Annotated in this window: 18 protein-coding genes; 5 read left to right on the top strand and 13 right to left on the bottom strand. The window is 71.6% G+C overall.

From position 1 onward, the window contains the following. Positions 1-135: 135 nt before the first annotated feature. From ACFV3R_RS17120 to ACFV3R_RS17135, 4 genes are all read right to left on the bottom strand, one after another. Positions 136-3,360 carry a glycoside hydrolase family 2 TIM barrel-domain containing protein gene (locus ACFV3R_RS17120; RefSeq protein ID WP_385582656.1) on the bottom strand — a complete coding sequence of 1,075 codons (3,225 nt, stop codon included), beginning with the start codon at positions 3,358-3,360 and terminating at the stop codon, positions 136-138. 166 nt (positions 3,361-3,526) lie between these two features. Then, a complete protein-coding gene (locus tag ACFV3R_RS17125; RefSeq protein ID WP_385582659.1) occupies positions 3,527-4,186 on the bottom strand; it encodes a lactate utilization protein C in 660 nt (219 codons plus the stop codon). After that, on the bottom strand, positions 4,183-5,670 hold the full coding sequence (locus tag ACFV3R_RS17130) for a lactate utilization protein B (RefSeq protein WP_385582662.1): 1,488 nt from the start codon (positions 5,668-5,670) through the stop codon (positions 4,183-4,185). Before ACFV3R_RS17130 ends, ACFV3R_RS17125 begins: the two co-directional genes overlap by 4 nt. Continuing rightward, entirely contained in the window at positions 5,667-6,419 is a 753-nt protein-coding gene (locus tag ACFV3R_RS17135; protein ID WP_385582665.1) for a (Fe-S)-binding protein, read from the bottom strand. The genes ACFV3R_RS17130 and ACFV3R_RS17135 overlap by 4 nt, the downstream gene beginning before the upstream one ends. 153 nt (positions 6,420-6,572) lie before the next feature. On the opposite strand from ACFV3R_RS17135, the gene ACFV3R_RS17140 reads away from it, so the two are divergent. The 3 genes from ACFV3R_RS17140 to ACFV3R_RS17150 all read left to right on the top strand — a co-directional run bounded on the left by ACFV3R_RS17140 (position 6,573) and on the right by ACFV3R_RS17150 (position 10,033). Then, positions 6,573-7,895: an MFS transporter gene (locus ACFV3R_RS17140; protein ID WP_385582668.1), complete on the top strand. Its 1,323-nt coding sequence runs from the start codon at positions 6,573-6,575 to the stop codon at positions 7,893-7,895. Positions 7,896-8,436: 541 nt separating this feature from the next. Then, positions 8,437-8,859 carry a secondary thiamine-phosphate synthase enzyme YjbQ gene (locus ACFV3R_RS17145; protein ID WP_385582670.1) on the top strand — a complete coding sequence of 141 codons (423 nt, stop codon included), beginning with the start codon at positions 8,437-8,439 and terminating at the stop codon, positions 8,857-8,859. Between the two features lie 568 nt (positions 8,860-9,427). Continuing rightward, a complete protein-coding gene (locus tag ACFV3R_RS17150; RefSeq protein WP_385582674.1) occupies positions 9,428-10,033 on the top strand; it encodes a hypothetical protein in 606 nt (201 codons plus the stop codon). 610 nt (positions 10,034-10,643) lie between these two features. Here the strand turns inward: ACFV3R_RS17150 and ACFV3R_RS17155 are convergent. Beyond that, complete coding sequence (locus tag ACFV3R_RS17155) at positions 10,644-12,071, bottom strand: DUF4041 domain-containing protein (RefSeq protein WP_385582677.1); 1,428 nt, start codon at positions 12,069-12,071, stop codon at positions 10,644-10,646. Between the two features lie 654 nt (positions 12,072-12,725). Here ACFV3R_RS17155 and ACFV3R_RS17160 point away from each other — a divergent pair. Next, positions 12,726-13,115, top strand: a complete 390-nt coding sequence (locus tag ACFV3R_RS17160) for a DUF3592 domain-containing protein (protein ID WP_385582680.1) — start codon at positions 12,726-12,728, stop codon at positions 13,113-13,115. A 314-nt stretch (positions 13,116-13,429) separates the two neighbouring features. Here ACFV3R_RS17160 and ACFV3R_RS17165 read toward each other — a convergent pair whose 3' ends face one another. Then, a complete protein-coding gene (locus ACFV3R_RS17165; RefSeq protein ID WP_385582683.1) occupies positions 13,430-13,789 on the bottom strand; it encodes a DoxX family protein in 360 nt (119 codons plus the stop codon). 172 nt (positions 13,790-13,961) lie between these two features. Continuing rightward, entirely contained in the window at positions 13,962-14,456 is a 495-nt protein-coding gene (locus ACFV3R_RS17170) for a cupin domain-containing protein (protein WP_385582686.1), read from the bottom strand. Positions 14,457-14,537: 81 nt separating this feature from the next. On the opposite strand from ACFV3R_RS17170, the gene ACFV3R_RS17175 reads away from it, so the two are divergent. Then, entirely contained in the window at positions 14,538-15,389 is an 852-nt protein-coding gene (locus tag ACFV3R_RS17175) for a LysR substrate-binding domain-containing protein (protein WP_385582689.1), read from the top strand. Positions 15,390-17,080: 1,691 nt separating this feature from the next. On the opposite strand, the gene ACFV3R_RS17180 is transcribed toward ACFV3R_RS17175, so the two are convergent. From ACFV3R_RS17180 to ACFV3R_RS17205, 6 genes are all read right to left on the bottom strand, one after another. Continuing rightward, on the bottom strand, positions 17,081-17,761 hold the full coding sequence (locus ACFV3R_RS17180) for a GntR family transcriptional regulator (RefSeq protein WP_385582692.1): 681 nt from the start codon (positions 17,759-17,761) through the stop codon (positions 17,081-17,083). A 126-nt stretch (positions 17,762-17,887) separates the two neighbouring features. Then, positions 17,888-18,820, bottom strand: a complete 933-nt coding sequence (locus tag ACFV3R_RS17185) for an NAD(P)-dependent oxidoreductase (RefSeq protein ID WP_385582694.1) — start codon at positions 18,818-18,820, stop codon at positions 17,888-17,890. 75 nt (positions 18,821-18,895) lie between these two features. Next, positions 18,896-20,299 (bottom strand): gluconate:H+ symporter, encoded by a 1,404-nt coding sequence (locus ACFV3R_RS17190; protein WP_385582697.1) that lies wholly within the window; start codon positions 20,297-20,299, stop codon positions 18,896-18,898. A gap of 76 nt (positions 20,300-20,375) precedes the next feature. Then, entirely contained in the window at positions 20,376-20,891 is a 516-nt protein-coding gene (locus tag ACFV3R_RS17195) for a ribose-5-phosphate isomerase (protein ID WP_385582700.1), read from the bottom strand. Between the two features lie 59 nt (positions 20,892-20,950). Continuing rightward, positions 20,951-22,660 (bottom strand): dihydroxyacetone kinase family protein, encoded by a 1,710-nt coding sequence (locus ACFV3R_RS17200; RefSeq protein WP_385582703.1) that lies wholly within the window; start codon positions 22,658-22,660, stop codon positions 20,951-20,953. A 52-nt stretch (positions 22,661-22,712) separates the two neighbouring features. Continuing rightward, positions 22,713-23,651: a sugar phosphate isomerase/epimerase family protein gene (locus ACFV3R_RS17205; protein ID WP_385582706.1), complete on the bottom strand. Its 939-nt coding sequence runs from the start codon at positions 23,649-23,651 to the stop codon at positions 22,713-22,715. Between the last annotated feature and the right edge of the window lie 14 nt (positions 23,652-23,665).

A 23,665-nucleotide genomic window follows, 5' to 3' on the forward strand; every position in this document is an offset into this window, starting at 1 on the left:
GCCGCTCCGACGACCGTCCCGGCAGGTCACCCGCCCCATGTCAGCTCTTCGGGTGACGACTCGCCCCGCCGCCGGCGTGGGCCGGACCGCAGCCCGGCCCACGCCGCGTCGGGGCTCACCACCCCGACGGCCGCCTCACTGCGGTCGCAGGCGGTACCCGTAGGTGTAGACGTGGTCGGCGTGCAGCAGGTACTTCTCCAGCGGCGGCAGTCCCCAGGAGTTGTTGCCGCCCACCCCCATCTGACGGTGGTTGACGCCCACCACCGTCTCCCGACGCCGCTTCACCTGGTAGGGGTGGCGCGGCCCCTCCAGGTCCGTGGGCGCGGCGTGCAGCGCGCTGATCTCCAGCAGGCCGTCCTCCTCGCCCGGTTCGGCGCTGATGACCAGCCCCTTTCCGCCGCGCGGCGCGAGTGTGGCGGTGCGCACGTCGGTGACGTTGCCCGTCTGCTGGGGCCGGATGTACGGGCCGAACTGCTCGTCGACGGTGCTGCGGTGCCGGCCCACGAACGCGGCGGTCCTGCGGTCCCGGTAGTTCTCCTGCGGACCCCGGCCGTACCAGCCGAACTCCTCCCACCCCGCCGGCAGGGTCAGCAGCACGCCCACCACCGGAAGGTCCGGCAGTCCCTTGCCCGGCTCCAGCGTGTGCCGCACCCGCACCTCGCCGTCACCGCGCACCGTGAACAGCGTGGTCCAGCGGGAGGGCGCGGGGGAGGTGGGCAGCGTGGCCGCGACCTCCACGGTGACCTCCCCGGCGGCCGGCTGGTCCACCACCACGGACTCCACGCTCCGGTGCGGCCCGGCGTCCCGCCAGGTGGCGAGGGTCTGCTGCGCCTTGCGGCCGATGTCGTTGTCGGTGGGGGCGCGCCAGAAGTTGGGCACCGGCCCCGACACCAGCAGCCGGCGGCCGGCCACCCGGTAGGTGGACAGGGTGCCCGCCGCCTTGTCGACCACCACCTCGACGTGCGGCCCCGAGATGCTGACCGCCTTGTCGTCCTGCGACACCTTCAGCGCCGGGAGCGACGCGGCCGCCGGCTCGGCGGGCGCCGGGGCCCGCCAGGGCAGGGCCAGCTGTTCGGCCGCCACGCTGTGCCCGGCCTCCGCCCACCGGGTGTCCTCCCGCAGCACGAAGGAGAGGTTCAGCCAGTACTCGGCGCCCGGCTCCGGACGGGCCGGCCTGCGCAGGTCCAGCTTCACCGTCGCCTTCTCACCGGGCCCGACCTCGGGAGCGGCACGGACGCCGTGGTCGATCCGGGTGCCGTCGCGCGTCACCTCCCAGTGCAGCTCGTAGGCGTCCAGCCCGGTGAAGAGCTGGTGGTTGGAGACGGTGACCGTGCCGGCCTCCAGGTCGCCGGCGGCCACCCGGACCGTCTGGTAGACCTTCTTCACCTCCAGCGTCGCCGGGTGCGGCGTCCGGTCGGCGGAGACCAGGCCGTTGCAGCAGAAGTTGCCGTCCGTCGGGTAGCCGGGTTTCCAGTCGCCGCCGTAGGAGAGGTAGGTGTGCCGGCGGTCGCCGGGGACCGGCAGCCGGATCGCCTGGTCGACGAAGTCCCAGACGAACCCGCCGTGCAGGTTCGGGTAGCGCTCGACGACGTCCCAGTACTCCTGGAAGTTGCCGGTGCTGTTGCCCATGGAGTGGGCGTACTCGCACATCACGTACGGCTTCGGGTTCCCCGACTTCCCGTACTCCTCGACCTGGTCGGGCGTGGGGTACATGTGGCTCTCCAGGTCGGCCACCGCGTTCATGCCCTCGTAGTGCACCGGGCGCGAGTCGTCCCGGGCGTGCACCCAGTCGGCCATGGCCTGGAAGTTGTCGCCCGACCCGGCCTCGTTGCCCAGGGACCAGACGATCACGCTGGGGTGGTTCTTGTCCCGCTCCACCAGCGAGCGCACCCGGTCCAGGCAGGCCCCGCGCCACTCCGGCAGGCTCTTGGGCAGCACGTCGCGCTGGCCGTGGCTCTCCAGGTTGGCCTCGGCGATGACGTACAGCCCGTACTCGTCGCACAGCTCCAGCCAGCGCGGGTGGTTGGGGTAGTGGGAGGTGCGGACGGCGTTGATGTTGAGCTGCTTCATCAGCCGGATGTCCTGCACCATCCGGCTCTCGGGCACCGCCTGGCCGTGGTCCGGGTCGCTCTCGTGCCGGTTGGTGCCGCGCAGCACGATCGGCTTGCCGTTGACGGTGAACCGGCCGGGGCCGAAGTCCACCCGGCGGAAGCCGACCCGGGTGCGGTGCACGTCGACGTCCTCCCCGTCCGGGCCGACCAGCGCCACCACCAGCGTGTACAGGTTCGGGTCCTCCGCGGACCACAGCCGCGGCCGGCGCACGGTGGCGCGCAGGACGGCGGTGGCGTCGGCGGCGGCCCCCGTGCTGTCGTCGCCCGCCTCGTCCCCGGCCTCGTCGTCGAAGTCGACCTCGGCGGTCATCGGCCCGGCCACCCCGCGGCCCGCCGCGTCGAAGAGCTCGGCCCGCACCCGGTGGGGCCCCGCGCCGCCGACCCGGTCCCGCACGGTGGTGGTGACCCGCAGTTCCGCGTCCCGGAAGGCGTCGTCGAGGTCGGTGTCGACCTGGAGGTCCTGCACGTGGACGCTGGGGACGGAGTACAGGTACACCTCGCGGAAGATCCCGGACAGGTCGATCATGTCCTGGTCCTCCAGCCAGCTCCCGTCCGACCAGCGGTAGACCTCCACCGCCAGGGAGTTGGTGCCCGGCCGCAGCCGGTCGGTGATGTCGAACTCGGCCGGCGTGTAGCTGTCCTCGCTGTAGCCGACGCGCTTGCCGTTGACCCAGACGAAGAACGCCGACTTCACGCCCTGGAACGAGAGCAGGGTGCGCCGTCCGTCGAAGGAGCGCGGAAGGCTGAAGGTGCGGCGGTAGGAGCCGACCGGGTTGAAGTCGTGCGGCACCGCCGGCGGCTTCGGGTCCTCGTAGCCGGTCCAGGGGTAGGGGATGTTGAGGTAGATCGGCTCCCGGTACCCCTCGATCTCCCAGTTCGCGGGGACGGGGATGTCGTCCCACCCGCTGTCGTCGTAGCCGGGGGCGTGGAAGCCGACCGGCCGCTCGTCGGGGTTCTTCGACCAGTGGAAGCGCCAGGTCCCGTTCAGGGACCGGAAGTAGGGCGAGTCGGCCGGGTCCGCCGACCGGGCGGCGGTGCGGTCGGCGAAGGGCACCAGGCGCGCTCTGGCAGCCTCCCGGTTGACCTGGAAGACCTGCGGGGCCCCGTCCCACTCCCCACCCGCGGCGACCGGGCCGGACCCGGTCGCGGTCCCGGCGAAGGCGGCCTTCTGCGTCGAGAAGGCCGCCCAGCCCGCCAGGGCGGTGCTGGTGGTGAGGAACGACCGGCGGCTCCAGCGGCGTACGCTCATACGACAGCTCCGAACGTAAGACAACAGGAGCCGTCAGGATCGAACACTACCTGTCACAAGACAACCGCTGTGCGCCACTTGGCCCCCTTGACGCACAAGAAACACCGCCCGGGCCGCCTCCCGACGCCCCGTCAGCCGGGCACCCCGGGCCGGGGTGCCGGCCGCGTCAGCTCGCCTCTCCCGCCCCCGCCACCAGGACCACCTCCAGCGTCCGGGGCCCGTGCACCCCCTCCACCCGGTCCAGCTCGATGTCACTGGTGGCCGAGGGCCCGGAGATCCAGGTCTGGGGCCGCCCCGGGTCCAGCCGCTCCAGCGCCTGCGGCACCGAGTCCACCACCTGCTCCGGGACGCGCACCACACACACGTGGTGGTCCGGCACCAGAGTGATGCGGCGCCGCCCCTGCGCCACCCCCGCGTCCAGCACGATCGTCCCGGTCTCGGCGATCGCCACCGCGCAGCCGGTCACCACGCTGTCCACGGCGTCCAGCTCCCGCGCCGTGGTGGCCGCCTCGTCCGCCACCGGCTCCGCGTCGACGGCGGTGAGCCACTCCTCGGGCACGTCGGCGGGCACCACCACCCGCTGTGCGCCTCGCGCCGTGAGCAGACGCGCCACCAGTTCCGGCAGACCCGCCTCGTCCGTACGGTGCACCACCGCCCGGTAGTCCGCGAGGTTCTCCGCCAGCAGCTCCACCCGCTCCCGCGCCGAGCGCTCACCGTGCGCCCGCAGGTAGTCCCTGACCACCGGAACGTCCCCGGGGCCCTCCTCGCGCGGTACGTCCGCCAGCGCCCGGCGCACCCGCGCCAGCACCACGTCCCTGCTGCTCATCCCTGCTCACCCTCCGCTCCCGCCGCACCGCGGGTCCGCTGCCACCAGTCCCGGAAGGACTCAGCCGGCACCGGCGGCAGGTCCCTGGTGTCCGACCACGCCCGACCCGGCCCCGGCACCCGCCTGGGGTGCAGCCGCCGCGTCCGCGCCGCCAGCCGCTGCCCGGCGCGCAGCGCCCCCGGGTGGTCGAAGGCCCAGCCCGCAGCCCGCATCGCGGCCCGCTCGGCGGCATGGCCCTTCGCCGGCTTCACGGTCGTGCGCACCCCGCGCCGCGTCACCGGCCCGCCCTGCACCACCCGCTCCCGCAGGTGCACCAGGACCTTCGGGATGTCGATGGCGACCGGGCAGACCTCGTAACAGGCCCCGCACAGCGACGAGGCGTACGGCAGGGAGGCGTCCAGCTCGCTCGCCGTCCCCCGCAGCTGCGGCGTGAGGATCGCGCCGATGGGCCCCGGATAGGCCGACCCGTACGCGTGGCCACCGGCGCGCTCGTAGACCGGGCAGACGTTCAGGCACGCCGAGCAGCGGATGCACCGCAGCGCCTGCCGGCCGACGGTGTCGGCGAGGGTGTCGCTGCGCCCGTTGTCGAGCAGCACCAGGTGGAAGTCGCGCGGACCGTCCTCGTCGGTCGTCCCGGTCCACGTCGAGGTGTAGGGGTTCATGCGCTCCGCCGTGGAGGAGCGCGGCAGGAGCTGGAGGAAGACCTCCAGGTCCTGCCAGGTCGGCACCACCTTCTCGATGCCCACCACCGAGATCAGCGTCTGAGGCAGCGTCAGGCACATGCGGCCGTTGCCCTCGGACTCCACCACCACCAGGGTGCCGCTCTCGGCCACCATGAAGTTGGCGCCCGAGACGGCCACCTTCGCCGACAGGAACTTCTCCCGCAGGTGCAGCCGCGCGGCCTCGGCCAGGGCCCGCGGGTCGTCGGTCAGGCCCTCGGGCGCCGGCCGTCCCCAGCGCGCCATCTCCCGGCGGAAGATGTCCCGGATCTCGCCCCGGTTGCGGTGGATGGCGGGCACCAGGATGTGCGAGGGCAGGTCGTCGCCGAGCTGCACGATCAGCTCCGCCAGGTCCGTCTCGTAGGCGTGGATGCCGGCCTCGGCGAGCGCCTGGTTCAGGCCGATCTCCTGCGTCGCCATCGACTTGACCTTCACCACCTCCTGCTCGCCGGTGGCGCGCACCAGCTCGGTGACGATCCGGTTGGCGTCCGCCGCGTCCACGGCCCAGTGCACCGTCCCGCCGGCCGCCGTCACCGCCTCCTCAAGCTGCTCCAGGTAGTGGTCCAGGTGGCGCAGCGTGCGGTCCTTCACCGCCGCGCCGGCCGCCCGCAACCTGTCGAAGTCGTCCAGCTCGGCGACGGCGCGGGCCCGCTTGTCGCGGATGGTGTGGGTGGCGTGGAGCAGGTTGGCGCGGAGCCGGGTGTCCGCCGTCGACTCCCGTGCCGCCGCCGGGAAGGCGGGCATACCGAGGTAGGTGCCGCTCACAGGACGTTCCCTTCCGTGCTGGCGAGGATCTCCGCGATGTGTACCGGGCGGGTGGCCGCCCCCTGCCGGGAGAGCGTGCCGCCGATGTGCATGAGGCAGGAGTTGTCCGCCGCGCAGACCGCCTCGGCGCCCGTCTCCCGGATGTGCCGTGCCTTGTCGGCCCCCATCGCCGCCGAGACCGCCGGGTTCTTGACGGCGAAGGTGCCGCCGAAACCGCAGCACTCGCTCGCCCCCTCCAACTCCCGCAGCGTGAGCCCGCGCACCTGCTCCAGCAGCTTGCGGGGCCGGTCCCCGAGGCCCAGCATCCGCAGCCCGTGGCAGGTGGGGTGGTAGGTGACGGTGTGCGGGTAGTACGCGCCGACGTCCGACACCCCCAGCACGTCGACCAGGAACTCGGTCAGCTCCCAGGTCTTGGCGACCGCTGCCCGCGCCGCGGGCTCCAGGGCGCCGCCCCGCCCCTCCGCCGCCGCCTTCGCAGCGATCCGCGGGTAGTTGTCCCGCACCATCGCCGCACAGGAGCCGGACGGCGTCACGACGTGGTCGACGTCCTCGAAGGCCCGGGCGTAACGCAGGACGAGCGGCTCGGTGGCGTGCCGGTAGCCGGTGTTGAACTGCGGCTGCCCGCAACAGCTCTGCTCTGGCGGGAAGACGACCTCCACCCCCAGACGTTCCAGCAACGTGACCACAGCCTGGCCGGTACGGGGGTAGAGCGTGTCGTTGACACAGGTGACGAACAGCGCGACGCGCACGTTACGGGCTCCTTTCAGCCGCCGTGAAACCCTGGCGGACGCCCTCCGTCGGGTGCATGATCACGTCCTCGGCCCATCCTGCCCCAGCCGCCGACGTACGGGAAGGACCCCCTGGGCCGTCGCCCGGCAGCCAATCGACCCACAGGAACCCACATGACCAGCAGTACACCCCCGCCCGCGGCGGCTCCGGACGACCCTCCCACCGGCACCACGCCCCCCAGGGGCCCCTCCGCCCTCCGCCAGCTCGCCGCGGCCTCGGTCGGCAACGCCGTCGAATGGTTCGACTGGTACGCCTACTCCTTCCTCGCGGTCTACTTCGCGGACAAGGTCTTCCCGGCGAGCGCCGACGACTCCCTGGTGCCGCTCCTGTCGACCTTCGCCGTCTTCGCCGTCGGCTTCTTCATGCGCCCCGTCGGCGGCCTCCTCATGGGGGCGGTGGCCGACCGCCACGGCCGCCGGGCCGCGCTGACCGTCACGATCCTCGCCATGGGAGGCGGCAGCGCGCTGGTCGCCCTCACCCCCACCTACGCCGCGGCGGGCCTCGCCGCACCCGTGGTGCTGGTGCTGGCCCGGCTCGTCCAGGGGCTCTCCGTCGGAGGCGAGTTCGCCGCGTCCACGACCTTCCTGGTGGAGTCGGCCAAACCCGGCCGGCGAGGGCTGTTCTCCAGCTTCCAGTACGTCTCCACCACCGCGGGCCAGCTGCTGGCCTCCGGCACCGCCGCCCTCCTGGCCGCCCTGCTCACCGAGGAGCAGATGGGGGACTGGGGGTGGCGCGTCGCCTTCGGCGTCGGCGCGCTGCTGAGCCTGCTCGGCCTGTGGATCCGCAGCGGCGCGCGGGAGACCCGTAGCGAGAAGCAGCTGCAGGCGCCCCGCCCCGGCCTCCTGGAGGCGCTGCGCCGCCACCCCCGCCCCTCCCTGCTCATCTGCGGCATCACCGCCGGCGGCACCCTCGCCTACTACACCTGGACCACCTACCTGCCCACCTACGCCCAGGTCAACGTCGGCTTCGACAAGGGCGAGTCGCTGACCGTCAGCACCATTGCCCTCGCCTTCTTCGCCGTCCTGCAACCGCTCGGCGGCATACTCTCGGACCGTGTCGGCCGCAAACCGCTGCTGCTGGTCTTCGCCGGCGGATTCGCCGTGCTCTGCGTGCCCCTCCTGCACCTCCTGACCGACAGCTTCGTCTCCCTGCTCCTGGTGAGCTGCGCCGGCATGGTCCTGCTGACCGGCTACACCGCGATCGCCGCCGCCGTGAACGCCGAGGTCTTCCCGGCACGCGTCCGCGCCGCCGGAATCGGCTTCCCGTACTCACTGACCGTCGCCCTCTTCGGCGGTACCGCGCCCTACGTGGGCACCTGGTTCAAGCAGGCCGGCAACTCCGGTCTCTTCCCCTGGTACGTGGCCGTACTCTGCCTGCTGTCCGGCCTGGTCTACCTGCGCCTGCCCGAGACGGCCCGGCGGGAGCTGGACACCTGACGGGCGAGGCCCGCACGCCCCTCGCCGGCCGGAACCCGGCCCGGAACGCACGGTGCCGCCCCTCCCTGGGACGGGGAGGGGCGGCACCACGGTCTCTGTCGGACGTCTACGGGCTCCGCACCCGGTGAGAGGCGGTCAGTACCGCCGGGTCACCGGTGCGCCCCGCGGGCGGCCGACGGGCAGCGTCCTCAGACGAGCCAGCCCACCAGGTGGACGAGGCCGGCGAGGATGCTGGTGAGGATGTTCATGAGGTCGTTCTCCTAGTGCATTGTTGGTACTTCGGGACAGGCGGAGGAGCGTCCGGACCGCGACAGGGCGCATGGCACCCACCCCCACCCCCCGGACCGGTAAGGGACGTCGGCCCGGAGGCGCCGCACGGTATGCATCCCGTCTCTGGCGCACCACAAGCATCGGACGGCAGAGCGGTGCCCGGTGGGGAATCCGCAGCACATCACCCGTTCCCGTGAATGACCGCCCGGGTGTTCGCCTTACCGTCGACGGCATGCATGAGATCCGCCCCCGGAGGTACGAGGATGGAACCATGACCAACGCCTTCACCACCCGCACCGTCGACGTCACCACCGGCTCCTCCCGGACCGTCCACGACCTCACCGCGACCTGCGAGGACTTCCTCCGCGAGGCGGCAGCCGGCCGCGACGGCCTCCTCAACGTCTTCGTCCCGCACGCCACCGCCGGCATCGCCCTCCTGGAGACCGGCGCCGGCAGCGACGACGACCTCCTGGCCGCCCTCGACGACCTCCTCCCCGCCGACGACCGCTGGCGCCACCGCCACGGCACCCGCGGCCACGGCCGCGACCACGTCCTCCCGGCCTTCGTCCCACCCCACGCCACCCTTCCGGTGGTGGAAGGCCGGCTGGCGCTGGGGACCTGGCAGTCGGTGTGCCTGGTGGACACGAACGTGGACAACCGGGAGCGGCAGGTGCGGTTGTCGTTCCTCGGCTGAGGGCCGACGGGTGACGACTTCGGTGAGGGAGTCCGGCCAGGGCTCATGAGGGGGCCGCCGCGGCCCGAGAGCGGTAGGGCGCGTTCCGCACCCACCGAGCCGGGCCAGGTCCCTCCGGGCCTGATGGTGCGCTGCGGCATGCGTAGCGGCGGGCACGCGTCCTGTGGTGGTGTCCATGGTCTCCGGTCACGCCGGTTCTGCCGCTCTTGGGCTGTCGTCCGCGGTGCTGACGCCGCATCGAGCGGGGCCCGGACGGTGCCCCGGCTCGTGCAGGTTCGCGGCGCTGCTGAGTCCATCCGCTCCCGCCGTCAGCCCCACGGCCTGTCCCTCGGCACCGTCCTGCGCGCGAGGTCCGCGCGCACTGGATCAGCCTCTGGGTGCACGCCGACTGTGACTGTACGACTTCGGGCTCATAGGCGGTCGCTTCTGCGGGATGACGCCCAGCGCTCGCGCGGGCAGGAGCATTTGGGGGTGGGCGAGGAGGACATCCGTCGCCCGACCGCATCAGCGACTGGAGGACCCCATGAGACCTGTGAGTTCCCTGTTTCGCACCCGCAAGGCGGCTTCCTTGACCACGATCCTCGCGATCGCGGTCTCCGCCGTCGTCGTCACCGGCGCCACGACTGCATCCGGCAGCCCGCGAGAGAGGCCGGCGCAGGCGAGCGTCACCGGGTCGGCCACGTTCCGCCTGCCGTATCTGAAGGACGACGACGTCCGATCGCTGACCTTCGACGCGCACGCCGCCCCCTACAGCAGACCGATCCCCGGCGTCCCCAGCGGCCTGCCGACCGACGCGCACGGCACAGTGGCGATCTCCCATTACTCAGCTGACCGGGACATCACCTATACCGCCGCAGGCAGGGTCGACTGCCTGGTGACCGCGCCCGGCAGCGCCACCCTGACCGCGGTCATCACCGAGGTGAGCGCCGGTGGGCCGAACTGGAGGGGGAAGCGGCTGGGGTTCAGCGTTCGTGACGGCGGTGTGGACAGACCGGGGAAGGCATCGCGGGACCGGGTGGGGTTCTCCTGGGACGACGGGGTGAACTGGACGAGGGGCGCTGAGAAGCACATGGATGCGGTGGGCTCCTGCATGGCACCCGCCGCCTTCGCACCCGTCACGAAGGGTGGGTACCGGGTCCGGCACGCGGATCTGCCGCTCTGGCCGAGGGGCTGAGCCGCACACCGGGCGGGGCGTGCTGATCTACCGGGCGGGCCTTTGGGCAGCGCAAAGGACCACGGCTCATCCGGAGTGCTGAACTCCACCGTCCCCCGGCCCCTCGTGTACAACTGGACACCGGAAATCTCACCGATGCCCCGGCCCTCGACATCCAGGTAGACGAAGTCTCGCTCGTGCCGCTGTCGACGAACTCCCACCGACCGCTGAAGTCGGCCGGAGCGGAGGAGGAGTTCGTCGACACATCGGTGGCAGCGAACCTTCCGCCGGACTCCAGCAGTATTTCCCCGCTGGTCGCGTCGTTGCGGTACCTGCCGGACAGTTCTTCGGCATCGACCGAGTGGGCACACGCCGAGGTGAGTACCGTGGAAGCGGCCAGCGCAGCAACGAGCCACCATCTGCCCAGCCCCTTGGTCGTCACGGCCTCAGCGCAGCGGCAGCCCAAACAGTCCGAGTCCCCACCGGATTCACGCCGTATCCGCCACAGACCTGCGTGTCAGTGTGCGGTCGGTCCAGCGCTGGTGACAGGTACGGGAGGCCGGGGGGCCGCGGGCCCAGCGGGCGCAGGCGCCGGAGGCCCGTGCCGGCGCCCGGGGAGAGGAGGCAGCTGTCAGCCTGCTTCAGGTGTCCGACTGGCGCGCCACTCGGGAGCTTCTGCGGTTTCGGTGAACTCCAGGAGGTGTTGGCCGGCCAGGCGCTCAAGGGCGGTGCGCACTTCGGCGGGGGTGGTGTAGAAGAACTCCCGCCGCTGATTGACCCGGTTGACGCGACGGTCCTCGAACTCCTGGTGCAGCCTCCGCTCCAGGCCCACTGCGTCTTCGCTGAAGATCAGAGCGTGGACGTCGAAGCGGAACGGCACGGAGGCGTCGCCGAGTTCGTTGACCCGGTCCATGGGGTCCAGCCTCCGGGTGAGCCCGATCTTGACCATCCGTTCGCCGAAGGCGCCGATGTTGGAGATGACGTACACATAGCCGGCTCGGATGTTGGCCTCCCTGGCATCCACCGCCTGCAGGTCGTCATCGAGCTGCTGCAGCCTGTCCTCCAGTTCTGCGATGCCGGCCGGATCGTTCGTCCCGGCGCGCAGCCGCCGCAGCGCGCTCTCGTAGTGGCTGCGTTCCTTCTCCAGGCGCTGCCGCTCGCGTTCGATCTCCCGATGCAGCCGCTCCTCCTCACGCTGGCGGGCCCGCAGCTCACGCTGCTCTTCCTTCTCGACCTCCTTGCGTGCCAGGTGGTCGGCGGTCAGTTCCAGCTCCTGCACGCGCAGGCGGTGGTACTCGTCGCTGATGCGGATGTGCATCGTGGCACCGAGCCGGGCGATCGTCTCCCGCGTCTTGCCCAGCCGGTCGATCAGCGAGGACAGGCGATGCGGTTTCATCCCGCGCACGGCGGTGTCGGCCTCGGCGTTGTAGGCGCGCAACATCAGTTTGGAGAAGTCCCGCACCATCTTGCTCCCTTGCGCGAGACTGCCGTTCACGGTCCAGTCCTGGGCGGCCAGGACTGCGCCGTTGTCACGCACCAGCTGTTTGTACCGGGCCTTCAGTCGTTCCAGCTGCCCGGCGTACGCCACCGCATCGGCCAGGGGGTGCCGGTACTCGTAGACCCCGGCCTCCTGCAGCATCCGCACCTCATCGATGACCACCAGGTCCGCTTGTGCGGCGGCCACCTGCCGCTGGGCCTGTTCCGCCTGCTGCGCCAGCGCGTGTGCCTGGCTGCGCACGTCGACCAGTGACTGTGCCGCCTGCTCCGCCGCGTGCTCCACCTTCGCGTCCAGCAGTGCGTCGATCCGCTCAAGCTCCCGCAGCCTCTCGGCGTGGGCCTGCCGCAACCCTTCCTGCTCCGCGACGATCGTCGCACTGTCGGCGCCGATCACCCGGGCCAGCTGATCCGTCAGCCGGCCCACCTGTGCTTGCAGCGTACGCGCCTGCTGCTCGCGGTGGGTGAGCTCGCTCGCCAGGCGCTCGGCCTCTGCCTCGGCCTGCTTGCGCCGCCGCCCGAACACGCCCACCGGAGCAGCGCTTGCCGTCCCGTCGCGGGGCACGGGGACAGCAGGCGGTGGCGTCGGCTCCTCGGGCAGCCACAGCTGCCACCCCGGAGGCACGGGCCAGGACGGATCCGGCTGCCAGCCGGGCGGAGGTACCCAACCCGGGGCGGGAGCCGGCCAGCCGGGCGGAGGGTTGAAGCGGTACGCCATGCGGATCTGCTCCCTGAGTGCCGCGGCACCCGGGGTATGCCCTGTCCTGTGCAGGATTCCCCGAAGGCCGGTGATGCGTGTGTGCAGTACGACTCACAGGCGGTCGGTCTGGTTGTGGGCATCATCGGCCCCGGGTGTTTCTCGGCTCTCCTTGAGTCGCCTTACTCAGCGAGCCTTTCGTTCTGTAGAGGCGTCGCCGTCCCTCCGCGCCCTTGCTCGTGGGAAACGGAGGCCTCAGCAGCCCGGGCGCCGGCCGACGACGCCGAAGCCCTGCCGGCCGCCCCGCGACCACGCCCCACACGAGCCATCGCGAGACGTCCTGGCCAACTGCATCCGAGTCCGGGTGACGCGTGGCCGCAGCGGTGCGAAGAGCCAGGGAAGGATGCGTCGCCGGTCGGGGCCGGGGAGGCTGAGTCGACTCGGCGCCAGGTGCTCTGTTACGACTGGTCTTCGGGGATCGACCCGGCGGGCGCTGGAAGGCGCGGAGAAGAGGGAGTGGCGGTGGGGCTGTCGGTCGTGTTCCTGCTGGCGGGTCTCGGGGTGATCGGGTGGTCGGTCCGCGAGATCGCGCTCGTGCAGCGCCTGCGGCGTGAAGGCGTCCGCACCGAAGGGGTGGTCGTCCGCCACCGCGGGGAGTCGGCCAAGGAGGGTCCGGTGACCTTCGCGGTGGTTGGTTTCGTGGACCTGCACGGCCTCCGGCACGAGGTGCGGGCCGGGTCCTCAGGGGTCCGGGGTCTGCCTGTCGGGGGGCCGGCCCTGGTGGTCTACCTCCCGGGCGTGAAGGGGTCCGCCCGCGTCGACGTTCCCTCCAAGCGGCGCGTGGGGCTTCAGTCGCTCGTCGCCGGCGGCGTGTTCCTGGCCGTCGGGGTCATGCTCCTCCTGGACCGCTGAGGCGCGGCCCCCTGTCCAGGGGCCTCCGGACTGCGGTGCCACTCGCCCGGAAGTGACGCCTCCGAGGGCGCCCGCAGGCTCGGAGGTTCGGATCACGGGGCGGAGTGTCGTGCTCCGTTCACGCTGTCGTCCCTGCGCATACCGGTCTCGTCCCGGCCCTACCCGTCTGGCTTTGTTCACGAGTTTCGACAGCAGATGTACGCCTCACCGCGCAGCGCGTGGACGGCGGCGTGTTCGATGTTCATGAGAAGTGACAGCGGCCGTGAGGCGGCTCGCCGAGCAGTCGCCTCCGCCGGTCGAGGACTGAGCCACGGTCACGGCCTGGTGGCCAACCAGACGGTCACGGCCGCGGTGGCGGTGAGTGCGACATTGAGTGTGATCCGGCGGTCTTCTCCGGTCAGGTGAACGGCGATCGCACCGGTCTGCAGAAGTACGAAGCCGATGGCTGCGGCCGACGCCAGCCATGGAGCGGTACCGGTCAGCGGTGGCAGGACCAGACCGGCCGCGCCGAGTATTTCGACCGCCCCCAGCGCCCTGAGGGCGGGCAGGGGAACACGGTCGACCCAAGCCATCATCGGTCGGAGTTGATCGCGGCCGCGGATCACCTTCAGCGTGCCTGCGTAGAAGTAGAAGAGCGCGAGCAGTCCCGCGACGATCCAGTAGGCGATGTTCATGGTTTCCGTTCACGGGGGCCCCGGTTCGCGGGGTCCTGTCGATTGCGTCGAATGCCAGGGAAGCTCCTGGAGACGGCCGGTCCGTCGTCCGAGGGGTTCGGACGCGAAGGCGGGAGCGCCACGGCCCCAGAGGCCGAAAGGAGGGCGGCCGGGCCGTTCCGTCCCGCCGACTTCAGGCGAGGTCGGTCGCGGGCTGTGTCGCGTAGCGGCTCATGGTGTCGATGTTGGCCTGTGGCGTCAGCGGCTGTCCGGATGCGAGCACCTCCTGAAGGTCTCGGAAGTACTGCACATACAGGTCGGGTGTGAATGTGCTGAGCATGACGGCGGGTTGGTCGGTCAGGTTGGCGAAGGTGTGCGGGGTGCCGGGCGGAACCATGACGAGCGTCCCCGCGGCGGCGTCGTAGTCCTCGTCCCCGACGGTGAACCGCACGGTGCCGGAGAGGACATAGAAGCCCTCGTCGTGTTGGCCATGGCGGTGTTGCGGCGGTCCCTGCGTGTGCGGGGCGAGGACGGACTCGGCGATCGCGAGGCGGTGCCCGGTGTGGCTGCCGTCCTCCAGAACGCGCATGCGCGTGGCGCCCAGAACGATCGTCTCGCCGTCGTAAGGACCCACCACCGATACGGCGGGGTCGGCCTGCGGCTCGCTGGTCTTCGCTTTTTCGGTCATGGTCACGAGTGCACCGCCGGGACCTCGCCGGTGTCCAAGACCCCTTCGGCAGTGCTGATACCTCATGGGTATCGTTGCAGCGTGGAGCTACGGACCTTGCGCTACTTCGTGGCGGTCGCCGAGGAACTCCACTTCGGCCGGGCCGCCACCCGACTGCATATGAGTCAGCCGCCGCTGAGCCGGGCGATCAAGCAGTTGGAAGCCGAGGTCGGGGCCCTGCTCTTCGCCCGCGCGACCACCGGCGTCACGCTCACTCCAGTGGGCGCGGTGCTGCTCGACGAGGCGCGAGCCCTACTCGACCACGCCGACCGGGTCCGGGTGCGTGTGAGCGCAGCAGCCGGCGTCGCGACTATCACCGTCGGCATCTTGGGCGACGGCACCGACCCGGGAGTGGCCAGGCTGGCCGCGGCCTACCGCCGAAACCACCCCGGAGTCGACATCCGCATCCGCGACGCCGATCTGACTGACCCGACGTGCGGACTGCGCGCTGGACTGGTCGACGTCGCCCTCACCCGGGCACCGTTCGACGAGACCGCCCTGACGGTGCGTGCGCTGCGGAGCGATCCGGTCGGCGTGGTCCTGCGCGCCGACGATCCGCTGGCCCGCCGCGATGAACTGCGGCTGGCCGAGCTGCGCGACCGCCGGTGGTTCCAGTTCCCGCAGGGCACCGACCCCATCTGGCAGTCGTACTGGAACGGTGGCAGGCCGCGGGAGGGGCCAGTGGTGCGCGTCGTCCAGGAATGCCTGCAGGCTGTGCTGTGGAACGGCACGGTCGGCCTGGCCCCGCTCGGACACGACCTGCCTGCGGAGTTCACCATGGTGCCGCTGATCGACATGGCACCGAGCCGAGTAGTGGCGGTGTGTAACGAAGGAGACACCAACCCGTTGACCCGATCATTCATCAAGATCGCGACAGCCGCGTACCGCCACTGAGGATCGGCAATGGCGCTGCCGCAGCTCGTGAACAATTCGAACGCTGCAGCCCTCGTTACCGCCTCCGGAAATGGTGAATATCTGCTGTCGCTTCTCGTGAACAAAGCCACCCGTCTCTGGCACCACGGACGGGGCACCGTCCGCGCGGTCGAGCAACACGTACCGGAAGCCGAACGGCGCACCTGCTCGATGCGGACCGGCGAGGCGGGATTTGGCCGCAGGCGGGGACCCGTGAAGTGCAGGGCAGGTACGACGACGGAGCGGTACCGTCCCGGGACGGCACGCACGGTGAGCGACCGGTGGTCAACAGTGTGCACGCGGTCACGGGCGGAAGTGGTCGCCCGACGAGGAGCAGACGGCGTTCCGCCGGTGCACGGTCGACCTCGACGAGCCAGGAAGGCGATGTCCATGCCCAGACCGATAGCGGAGGAGACAGCCGGCGCCCTGGTCGGGGACGCGGTCGCGGCGCCGTCGATGCACGAGGCCCAGCCCTGGGGTTCCGGCACCGCCGCGTCGACTCCGTGATCGGGGTGCGTGCCGACCCCAGCCGGACGATGCCGCACGCGGCCCCGGACCGCCGGGGGCCGTACCTGGGCTGCGGGGCCGTCCTCTTCTACCTGCGGGTGGCCGCCGCCCACCCCGGAACGAGGTGTGAGTGGAACTGCTTCCCGACCCGTCGGACCCGGGCCTGGTGGTCGCTGTCCACCTCGCAACAGGGCGTGGGGGACGAGGTCCTCGCGGTTCTGCATCCGGCGGTCGCACACCGCCACACCAGCCGTTTCCCCTTCGAGGACGCGGTGATACCGGGTGAGGTGAAGTTCGCGCTTGCCGGAGAGGCGGCAGGGGAAGGAGCGAGGCTGGTCTCTCCCGATGAACGGCAGAACGCCATGGTGCTCGACCTCGTGGACGAGGCCGAGGCGGAGGCCGAGGAGGAGGAGCCCGACGAGCGCCACTGGACGCGGGCGGGCCTCGGACCCGAGACGGGCACCGACGACAGGGCCTCCCGTACGGCGGTGGGGCCCCGCAGCAGACATCACCCGTGGCCCGGCACGGGGTTTCGCCCGGGGGCACCGGCAGTGAGCGCGCCACCACCGACTTCGACCAGCACCCCGGATGGCGCTGGTCACCACGGAGCAGGACGGGTCCGCTCACTGGCTCGTGGCCGGACAGGCCACGGAGAGGGTCTTCCTCGCCGCCACCTTGGCGCATCTCTCGACGGGACTCGCCACCCAGCCGCTGGAACACCCACGGCTGCGCAGGCTGCTGAGCGCCCCGGCCGGCGGGCGAGGATGCGTACAGATGGTGATGGGTCTCGGTTACGCCCCCTCCCGAGGAGCTGGCGCTGCACCGCAGCCGAGCGTAGGAGGAGGTGTTCGAACGAATTCGGTGAGGGAGGCGAACGCTCGCCGCCGTGCAAACGCAGCCGTGGGCGAAATTGTCGGGCAGGGCCGTCGCGATCCGCGCCTGGCGTAGGAGAACAGGTCGCTCAGGGCTCGGGACCTCCGGCAGAACTTGGCCCTCTCCGTGGCTCTGGTCTGCGGCGACGCCCGGCTGCGTAGGTTCTTGCCGGGGTTGCCTCAACGGAGCCTGGCAGACACGGACGTGGACAACGCCAACCCTCACGTCCGGTTGAGCTTCTTCGGCGGGTAAGTCGCTCGAGCCGCACCGCAGCGGGCGACAGGGGCCTGGGATCAGTGGCCGAAGGAGCGGTGGGCCACGCCCTCCAGATGTGTGCGCATCGCCGCTTCGCACGCCGCCGCGTCGTCCGCCTCGAAGGCGCTCAGCACCGCCGCGTGTTCGGCAAGGGCTTCCGCCGTGTCCGTGATGCGGCCGCCGGTGAAGCGACGGAAGCGTTGGATGTGGGCTCCCAGGGGATCGATGGCCGCGACGAGGAAGCGGTTGCCCGCGGCCTCGGCGATTGCGGCGTGAAAAGCGGAGTCGGCCTGCATGTAGGCACGGAAGTCGTCCGTCTCCCGCTGGTCCGCGGCCGAGGTCATCTCCCTGTGGTGCTCGACGAGAACCCGGGTGGTTCCGGCCGCGTCCCGTTCGCACGCCTGGCGCGCGCTGTACGGCTCGATGAGCAACCGGGCCGCCATGAGTTCGCGGAAACCGGCGTCGTCCAGGAGCGGAGCCACCGTGTAGCCGCGGTGCGGCACACGCTGCACGAGGCCCGTGTTCTCCAGTTTGGCCAGCGCCTCACGCAGCGGTGTCGGCGAAACACCCCAGTCCTTCGCGATGGTGTCGATGCGCAGCGGCGTGCCCGGGTCCAGTCCCTCGTCGAGGATGAGGGCCAGGAGGGCCTCATACGCCTCGTCCATCAGCACGGTCCTGCCGAGCCCGGTCGGGCGCACCTGTCTGCCGACTGCTCCCATCGTCGCCTCTTTCCGCTGTGGCCCTCGCCTCAGGGTCCTGTTGTCCCAGCTGAGCGCACCCGTGCGCCGGTCTTCAGCTTAACCGGGGGAGTGGTGCGACCGGTCGGCACGCCTCCCGTCGTCGACTCAGCTCGTGGTGCGCGGGGACAGCAGGGTCACCAGCGCCGAGTCGTCCTGCCCGCCGAGGCCCTGGCTCATGGCGAGTTGGTAGAGCTGGTCGGCCGCGGCGGCGACGGACGTGGCCACTCCGGCCTTCTTGGCGAGGGACACCACGATGTTCATGTCCTTGCGGATGATGTCGAGCCGGGAACGCAGCTCGGGGCCGCCGGTGCCGTCCTCCGCGACCTCGTACTGCTGGACCATGCGCGGGCCACGGTCGGCGAGCATGAACGACGCGGCGGCACCTTGGCCGAGTACGTCGACGGCACGGTCGAGGTCGATCCCGAGGGCACGGGCCAGTGCCAGGGACTCCGCGGCGGCAGCGGTGTGGATGCCGCACAGCAGCTGGTTGACCGTCTTCATGATCTGGCCGTCGCCGATCCGCGGGCCGACGACGTGCAGGTTCGAGGCGAGCCGGTCCAGCACCGGGCGGGCGGCGCCGAGCGCGGTGTCGTCGGCGCCGACCATGATCAGCAGCTCGCCGGTGCCGGCCCGTACCGCGCCCCCGCTGACAGGAGCGTCGACCAGGAGTACACCCCGCTCGGCGAGGCGGGCGGCCACGGTCTGTACGCCGTCGACACCCACGGTGGACGTGACGACGACGACCGCGCCCTCGCGCAGTGCACCCTCGGCGCCCTGTTCGACGAGGCCGCCGCCGAACAGGCAGGACTCGAGCTGCTCCTGGTCGCGTACGGCGATGACGACGACGTCGGCGTCCTCGACCGCGGCGGCGGGTGTCGCGGCGGGGGTGGCACCGGCCTCGGCAGCCAGAGTCCGGCGCTCCTCGAAGACGTCGAAGGCGCGAACCGGGAAGGCCCCCGAGAGGTGGGTGGCCATCGGCAGACCCATGGCGCCGAGGCCGAGGACTGCGGTGACGGGGGCGGTGGTGTCGGTGGACATGAAGAGCCTCTTTCGTGCGGGCCGCGGCCGGGTGGGACCGCGGGGAACAGTGTCTCGCTACGCCTGGTGACGGCCTCAGACGAGGACGGTGTACATGAGGAGCGACATGGCCAGGCCCATGACGGCGACGATCGTCGAGAGCACGGACCACGTCTTGATGTTCTGGGCGACGCTCATGCCGAAGTACTCCTTGGAGAGCCAGAAGCCGGCGTCGTTGACGTGGGAGAAGAACAGCGAACCGGCGCCGACGGCCAGCGCGATGAGCGAGGCCTCCACCGGCGGAGCACCCGCGGCCATGGGTGCCATGATGCCCGCGGCGGCGGTGGTGGCGACGGTGGCGGAGCCGGTGGCCAGCCGGATCAGCACGGCCAGTAGCCAACCGAGCACCAGGTGCGGCATGTGGGCCTCGGCCGCGGCCTTGCCGATGGCGTCGGCGACACCGGTGTCCACGATCAGCTGCTTGAAGCCGCCACCCGCGCCGACGATGAGCAGGATGCCGGCGACGGCGGGCAGCCCCGCGGTCACGATGGAGCGGACCTCCGCCCGGCTGCGGCCGAGGCCCCAGCCGAAGACGGTCATGGCGAAGAGCACGGCGAGGAACATGGCCACGAGCGGCGTGCCCAGGAAGTCGAGCACGTGGTTGTACCAGGCGTTGCCGGGGAAGGCGATGTCGGCGATCGACTTGGCGAGCATCAGGGCGACCGGCAGCACGATCGCGCCGAGCGAGGTGCCGAATCCCGGGGCGCGGACGCCGGCCGTGCCGTTGTCCTCCTGGGCGGCCATGAGGGTCTCCACCAGCTCGGCCGGTGCCTCCGCGTGCACGCGGCGGGCGATGAACTTCGCGTAGAGCGGTCCCGCGACGATCACCGTGGGGATCGCTGCGAGGAGGCCGAGTCCCAACGTGGTGCCGATGTCCGCCTTGAGCGCGCTGACCGCCACGAGGGGGCCGGGGTGCGGGGGCACGAACGCGTGGAGCGTGCCGAGTCCGGCCAGGGCGGGCACCGCCAGCAGGACCAGCGGTGTACGGGTCCGCTTGGACATGACCACGATGATGGGTATGAGCAGGACGAGACCTACCTCGAAGAACATCGGCAGCCCGATGATCACGGCGATCAGCGCCATCGACCAGGGGAGCACGCGAGGCCCGGAGCGCGAGCCGAGGCGCTCGACGATGCGGTCGACGCCGCCCGAGTCGGCGAGCAGTTTGCCGAGGATCGCGCCGAGTGCGATGAGTGCGCCGGTGGAGCCCAGCGTCGCGCCCATGCCGTTGCTGAACGACTCGACGACCTTCGCCAGTTCGGTGCCCGAGCCGATGCCCAGGACGAGGGAACCACCGATCAGGGCGATGAAGGGATGGAGGTCGAACAGCGTGATCAGGGAGACGATCACACCGATGGCGACGGCCACCATGGCGAGGAGCCGGGTGTCGTGCCCCGTCCAGGGCGCGGCCGCCACAGGCAGGGCGATCTGAGCCAGCATGCTGGGGTGTCCTTACGTCGTTGTAAGAGGCATCGGGCGAGCGAGAGGCGCGGGCCGTCCCGCGCGGCGCCGGGGCTCAGCAGCCTGAGCCGGCCGCGCCGCTCTCCTCGGCGCCCATGTCGTAGGAGTCCAGGACCCGGACCTTCTCGGCGGAGGGAGAGGCGGCGTCGAAGCGGTAGCCGAGCCACTCGCCCACGAGGCGGCGCGCCAGTTCCAGACCGATCACGCGCTGGCCCATGGTGAGCACCTGGGCGTTGTTGGAGAGCACGGCGCGTTCGACGGAGAAGCTGTCGTGGGCGGTCACGGCGCGGACGCCGCGCACCTTGTTGGCGCTGATGGCGACGCCGAGGCCGGTGCCGCAGAACAGCAGCGCCCGATCCGCGCTGCCGTCGGCCACGAGCCGCGCGGCCGCGACACCGATGTGCGGGTAGGCGGTGTGGTCGTCCTTGCCGACCCCGATGTCCGTGACGGAGGCGACGCGGGGGTCGGCCTCGAGGTCGGCCCGGAGGGCTTCCTTGTAGGCGTGGCCGGCGTCGTCGCTGCCGATGACGAGGCGCAGCGGGGCAGGGGTGGTCCGGTCGGGGTGACCCATGGTGGTTCCTGTTCCTGGTAGGGGTGTTGCTCCGTGCCGCAGCTTCGTGAAGCAGGCGGCTACTTCTCGAAGAGGGCAGCGAGGGTGCGCGCGCAGAGCGCCAGCGACAGCGCGCCGGCATCGGGGGTGCCGACGCTGCGTTCGGCGAGCGGCCGGGCGCGTCCCAGGCGCGGGGTGAGTGCGGCGGTGGCCTCGGCTGCGGAACTCGCCTCGGCCGCGGCCCTGCCGAGGGCGGCCTCGGCGGTGTCTCCGTGGGCGACGCCCGCGGTGAAGGTGTCGACGAGCGGGCCGAGGGCGTCGACCAGGGTCTTGTCGCCCGGCTTGGCGCCGCCGAGGGAGGTGACGGCCTCGAAGGCTGCGCGGGCGCCGGCGGCCATGCGTACGGCGTCGACCGGTCCGGTGTCGCCGAGTTCCTGGGCCAGGGCGCGCAGACCCACGCCCCACAGCACCCCGGAGGTACCTCCGGCCTCGTCGGCCCAGGCGTCGGCGGCCGCGCTGAGCAGCGAACGTGCGCCCGCCGCCGCTGAGTCGGCCTTTTCGGCGGCGCGGACGGCCGCGTCGACGCCCTTGGTCATGCCACGTCCGTGATCGCCGTCGCCCGCGACCGCGTCGATCCGGCCGAGCTCGTCGGCGGCCTCGTGCAGTGCGCTCCGCAGGGCGTGCAGTGCGGTGAGGACGGTGGCCCCGGCGCTGCGCGACGGCCCGTCGCCCTCGACGAGCGCTGTCCCGGGCACCGCCTCGGGCAGCACCCGCGGCCCGGCCGGGGCCTCGGGGAGCGGGATTCGGCGGAATCCGGGGGCGTCGGCAGGCGCACACCACCAGCGTTCCAGGTCCTCGTCGAGCCACATCAGGGTCAGTGAGCACGCGGCCATGTCGAGGCTGGTGACGAGCTCGCCGACCTCGGGCCTGACCACGGTCAGCCCGGCTCCGGCGAGTGCCTCGACGACGTGGCCCCACAGCAGGAAGAGCTCCTCGTACTTCGTGGCGCCGAGCCCGTTGAGGATCGCGGCCACGCGGGTACCGGCCGACTTCGGCCGCTCGGCGAGCAGCCGGTCGACCAGGACGCGGGCGACTGCCGGGGCGTCGGCCATGTCGGCGTCCTCGACGCCGGGTTCGCCGTGGATGCCGAGACCGATCGCCATCTTTCCGTCGGGCACGCGGAACAGCGGGGTGTCGGCGCCGGGCAGGGTGCAGCCGGCGAAGGCGATGCCGAAGGAGTACGTGGCCGCGTTGGCACGGCGGGCCGCGGCCTCGACGGAGTCCAGGTCGAGGCCCTCCTCGGCCGCGGCGCCCGCGACCTTGAAGACGGTGAAGTCCCCGGCGATGCCGCGCCGTTCCTCGCTGCGCTCGGCGGGCGCGCTGGCCACGTCGTCGGTGACCAGGACCGTGCGGGTGTCGATGCCCGCGTCGCGCAGCCGGGCCTGCGCCATGCCGAAGTTCATGCGGTCGCCCGCGTAGTTCCCGAAGCAGTAGAGGACACCGCCGCCGGCCTCGCAGGCACGCGCCACCGACTCGGCCTGCCGGGTGGAGGGTGACGTGAAGATGTTGCCGACGACCGCGCCGGCGGCCAACCCGCTGCCGACGAGACCGCTGAAGGCCGGGTAGTGCCCGGAGCCGCCGCCGACGACGACGGCGACCTGCCCCGCGCGCAGCGGGCTGCTGCGTATGACGCCGCCGGGCACGAGAGTGGCGTGCTCGGGGTAGGCCGCGGCGAATCCTCGCAGTTGATCCTCGCTGAAGCGGGAGGGGTCGGTGTACAGCCTGGTCATGGCGGTGGTTCCTTGTCGTGCGGGGCGTGCGTCGGTGGAGGTCCGGGAAGGCTCAGGCCGCGGAACGGCGGGGCAGGATGCGGCGCAGGTAGTCGCGGTTCGCGGCGGACACACTGAGGCCGTCGCCGCCGTAGTGCTCGACGCAGAACGCGCCGTCGAAGCCGTGTTCCAGGGCGATCCTGACGGCTCGCCGGTAGTTGACGAAGCCGGACTCCATGGGGGCCGGAGACGTCAGGACGGTGCCGGTGGCCGGGTCCTCGACGCGGTAGTAGCTCTTGACGTGCCAGTAGTTGGCGTGCGGCAGCGTCTTGGTGACCATCGACTCCCACGACTCGATGGGGCGTTGCATGCGGATGAGGTTGCCCAGGTCCGGGTTGAGCCCGACGTTGTCCCGCTCGATGTCGGAGAGCAGCGCGACCGCAGAGTCCGCGGTGCCCAGGTAGGTGTCCTCGTACATCTCCAAGGACAGCTCGATGCCCACCGAGGCGGCGTGGTCGGCGAGGTCACGCAACCGGGTCACGGCCTTGCGCCACATCTCCTCGTCGCCGACCGGGTCCTTGGGGCCCGGCACGGTCCAGAACCAGAGCACGGACTGCTGCTCCGGTGTGAGGGGCCTGTGCAGACCGAAGGAGACCAGGGGGACACCGAGGGCGGCGGCCGCGTCGATGGTGCGGTGCGAGTAGGCGAGGTTGTCGTCGCCGTCGGCCGGGTCGATGACGCTGCGGCGGATCGCCGAGATGGCGGGGGCGGTCAGGCCGGCCTTCTTGAGGGTGTCCCGCAGTTCCTCGAGCCGGGCGGGGGCGAGGTCTCCCGGACGCAGCCAGCCATCGGTGAGATCGACCTCGGTGAAGCCCGCGTCGGCTACCTCCTGCAGGGTCTGCACCCACTGCTCCGCCGGCTGGTCCTGTGTGGAGACGCCATCGGGCCCGGTGTTCGGGAATTGCAGCAGGGCGGCGGCGATCGGCCAGGTTTCCGCGGTGTGAGTCAGCATCGGCTCCCTTTCTT

Origin of the sequence: Streptomyces sp. NPDC059740 (genome assembly GCF_042733155.1) — a bacterium.
Classification (GTDB): domain Bacteria; phylum Actinomycetota; class Actinomycetes; order Streptomycetales; family Streptomycetaceae; genus Streptomyces.

Excerpts from the sequence above, each read along its gene's own strand:
- ACFV3R_RS17145 (WP_385582670.1), top strand. The coding sequence starts at position 8,437 with ATGACCAACGCCTTCACCACCCGCACCGTCGACGTCACCACCGGCTCC.
- ACFV3R_RS17165 (WP_385582683.1), bottom strand. The coding sequence starts at position 13,789 with ATGAACATCGCCTACTGGATCGTCGCGGGACTGCTCGCGCTCTTCTAC.
- ACFV3R_RS17120 (WP_385582656.1), bottom strand. The coding sequence starts at position 3,360 with ATGAGCGTACGCCGCTGGAGCCGCCGGTCGTTCCTCACCACCAGCACC.
- ACFV3R_RS17200 (WP_385582703.1), bottom strand. The coding sequence starts at position 22,660 with ATGACCAGGCTGTACACCGACCCCTCCCGCTTCAGCGAGGATCAACTG.
- ACFV3R_RS17125 (WP_385582659.1), bottom strand. The coding sequence starts at position 4,186 with ATGAGCAGCAGGGACGTGGTGCTGGCGCGGGTGCGCCGGGCGCTGGCG.
- ACFV3R_RS17180 (WP_385582692.1), bottom strand. The coding sequence starts at position 17,761 with ATGGGAGCAGTCGGCAGACAGGTGCGCCCGACCGGGCTCGGCAGGACC.
- ACFV3R_RS17140 (WP_385582668.1), top strand. The coding sequence starts at position 6,573 with ATGACCAGCAGTACACCCCCGCCCGCGGCGGCTCCGGACGACCCTCCC.
- ACFV3R_RS17195 (WP_385582700.1), bottom strand. The coding sequence starts at position 20,891 with ATGGGTCACCCCGACCGGACCACCCCTGCCCCGCTGCGCCTCGTCATC.
- ACFV3R_RS17190 (WP_385582697.1), bottom strand. The coding sequence starts at position 20,299 with ATGCTGGCTCAGATCGCCCTGCCTGTGGCGGCCGCGCCCTGGACGGGG.
- ACFV3R_RS17185 (WP_385582694.1), bottom strand. The coding sequence starts at position 18,820 with ATGTCCACCGACACCACCGCCCCCGTCACCGCAGTCCTCGGCCTCGGC.
- ACFV3R_RS17170 (WP_385582686.1), bottom strand. The coding sequence starts at position 14,456 with ATGACCGAAAAAGCGAAGACCAGCGAGCCGCAGGCCGACCCCGCCGTA.
- ACFV3R_RS17205 (WP_385582706.1), bottom strand. The coding sequence starts at position 23,651 with ATGCTGACTCACACCGCGGAAACCTGGCCGATCGCCGCCGCCCTGCTG.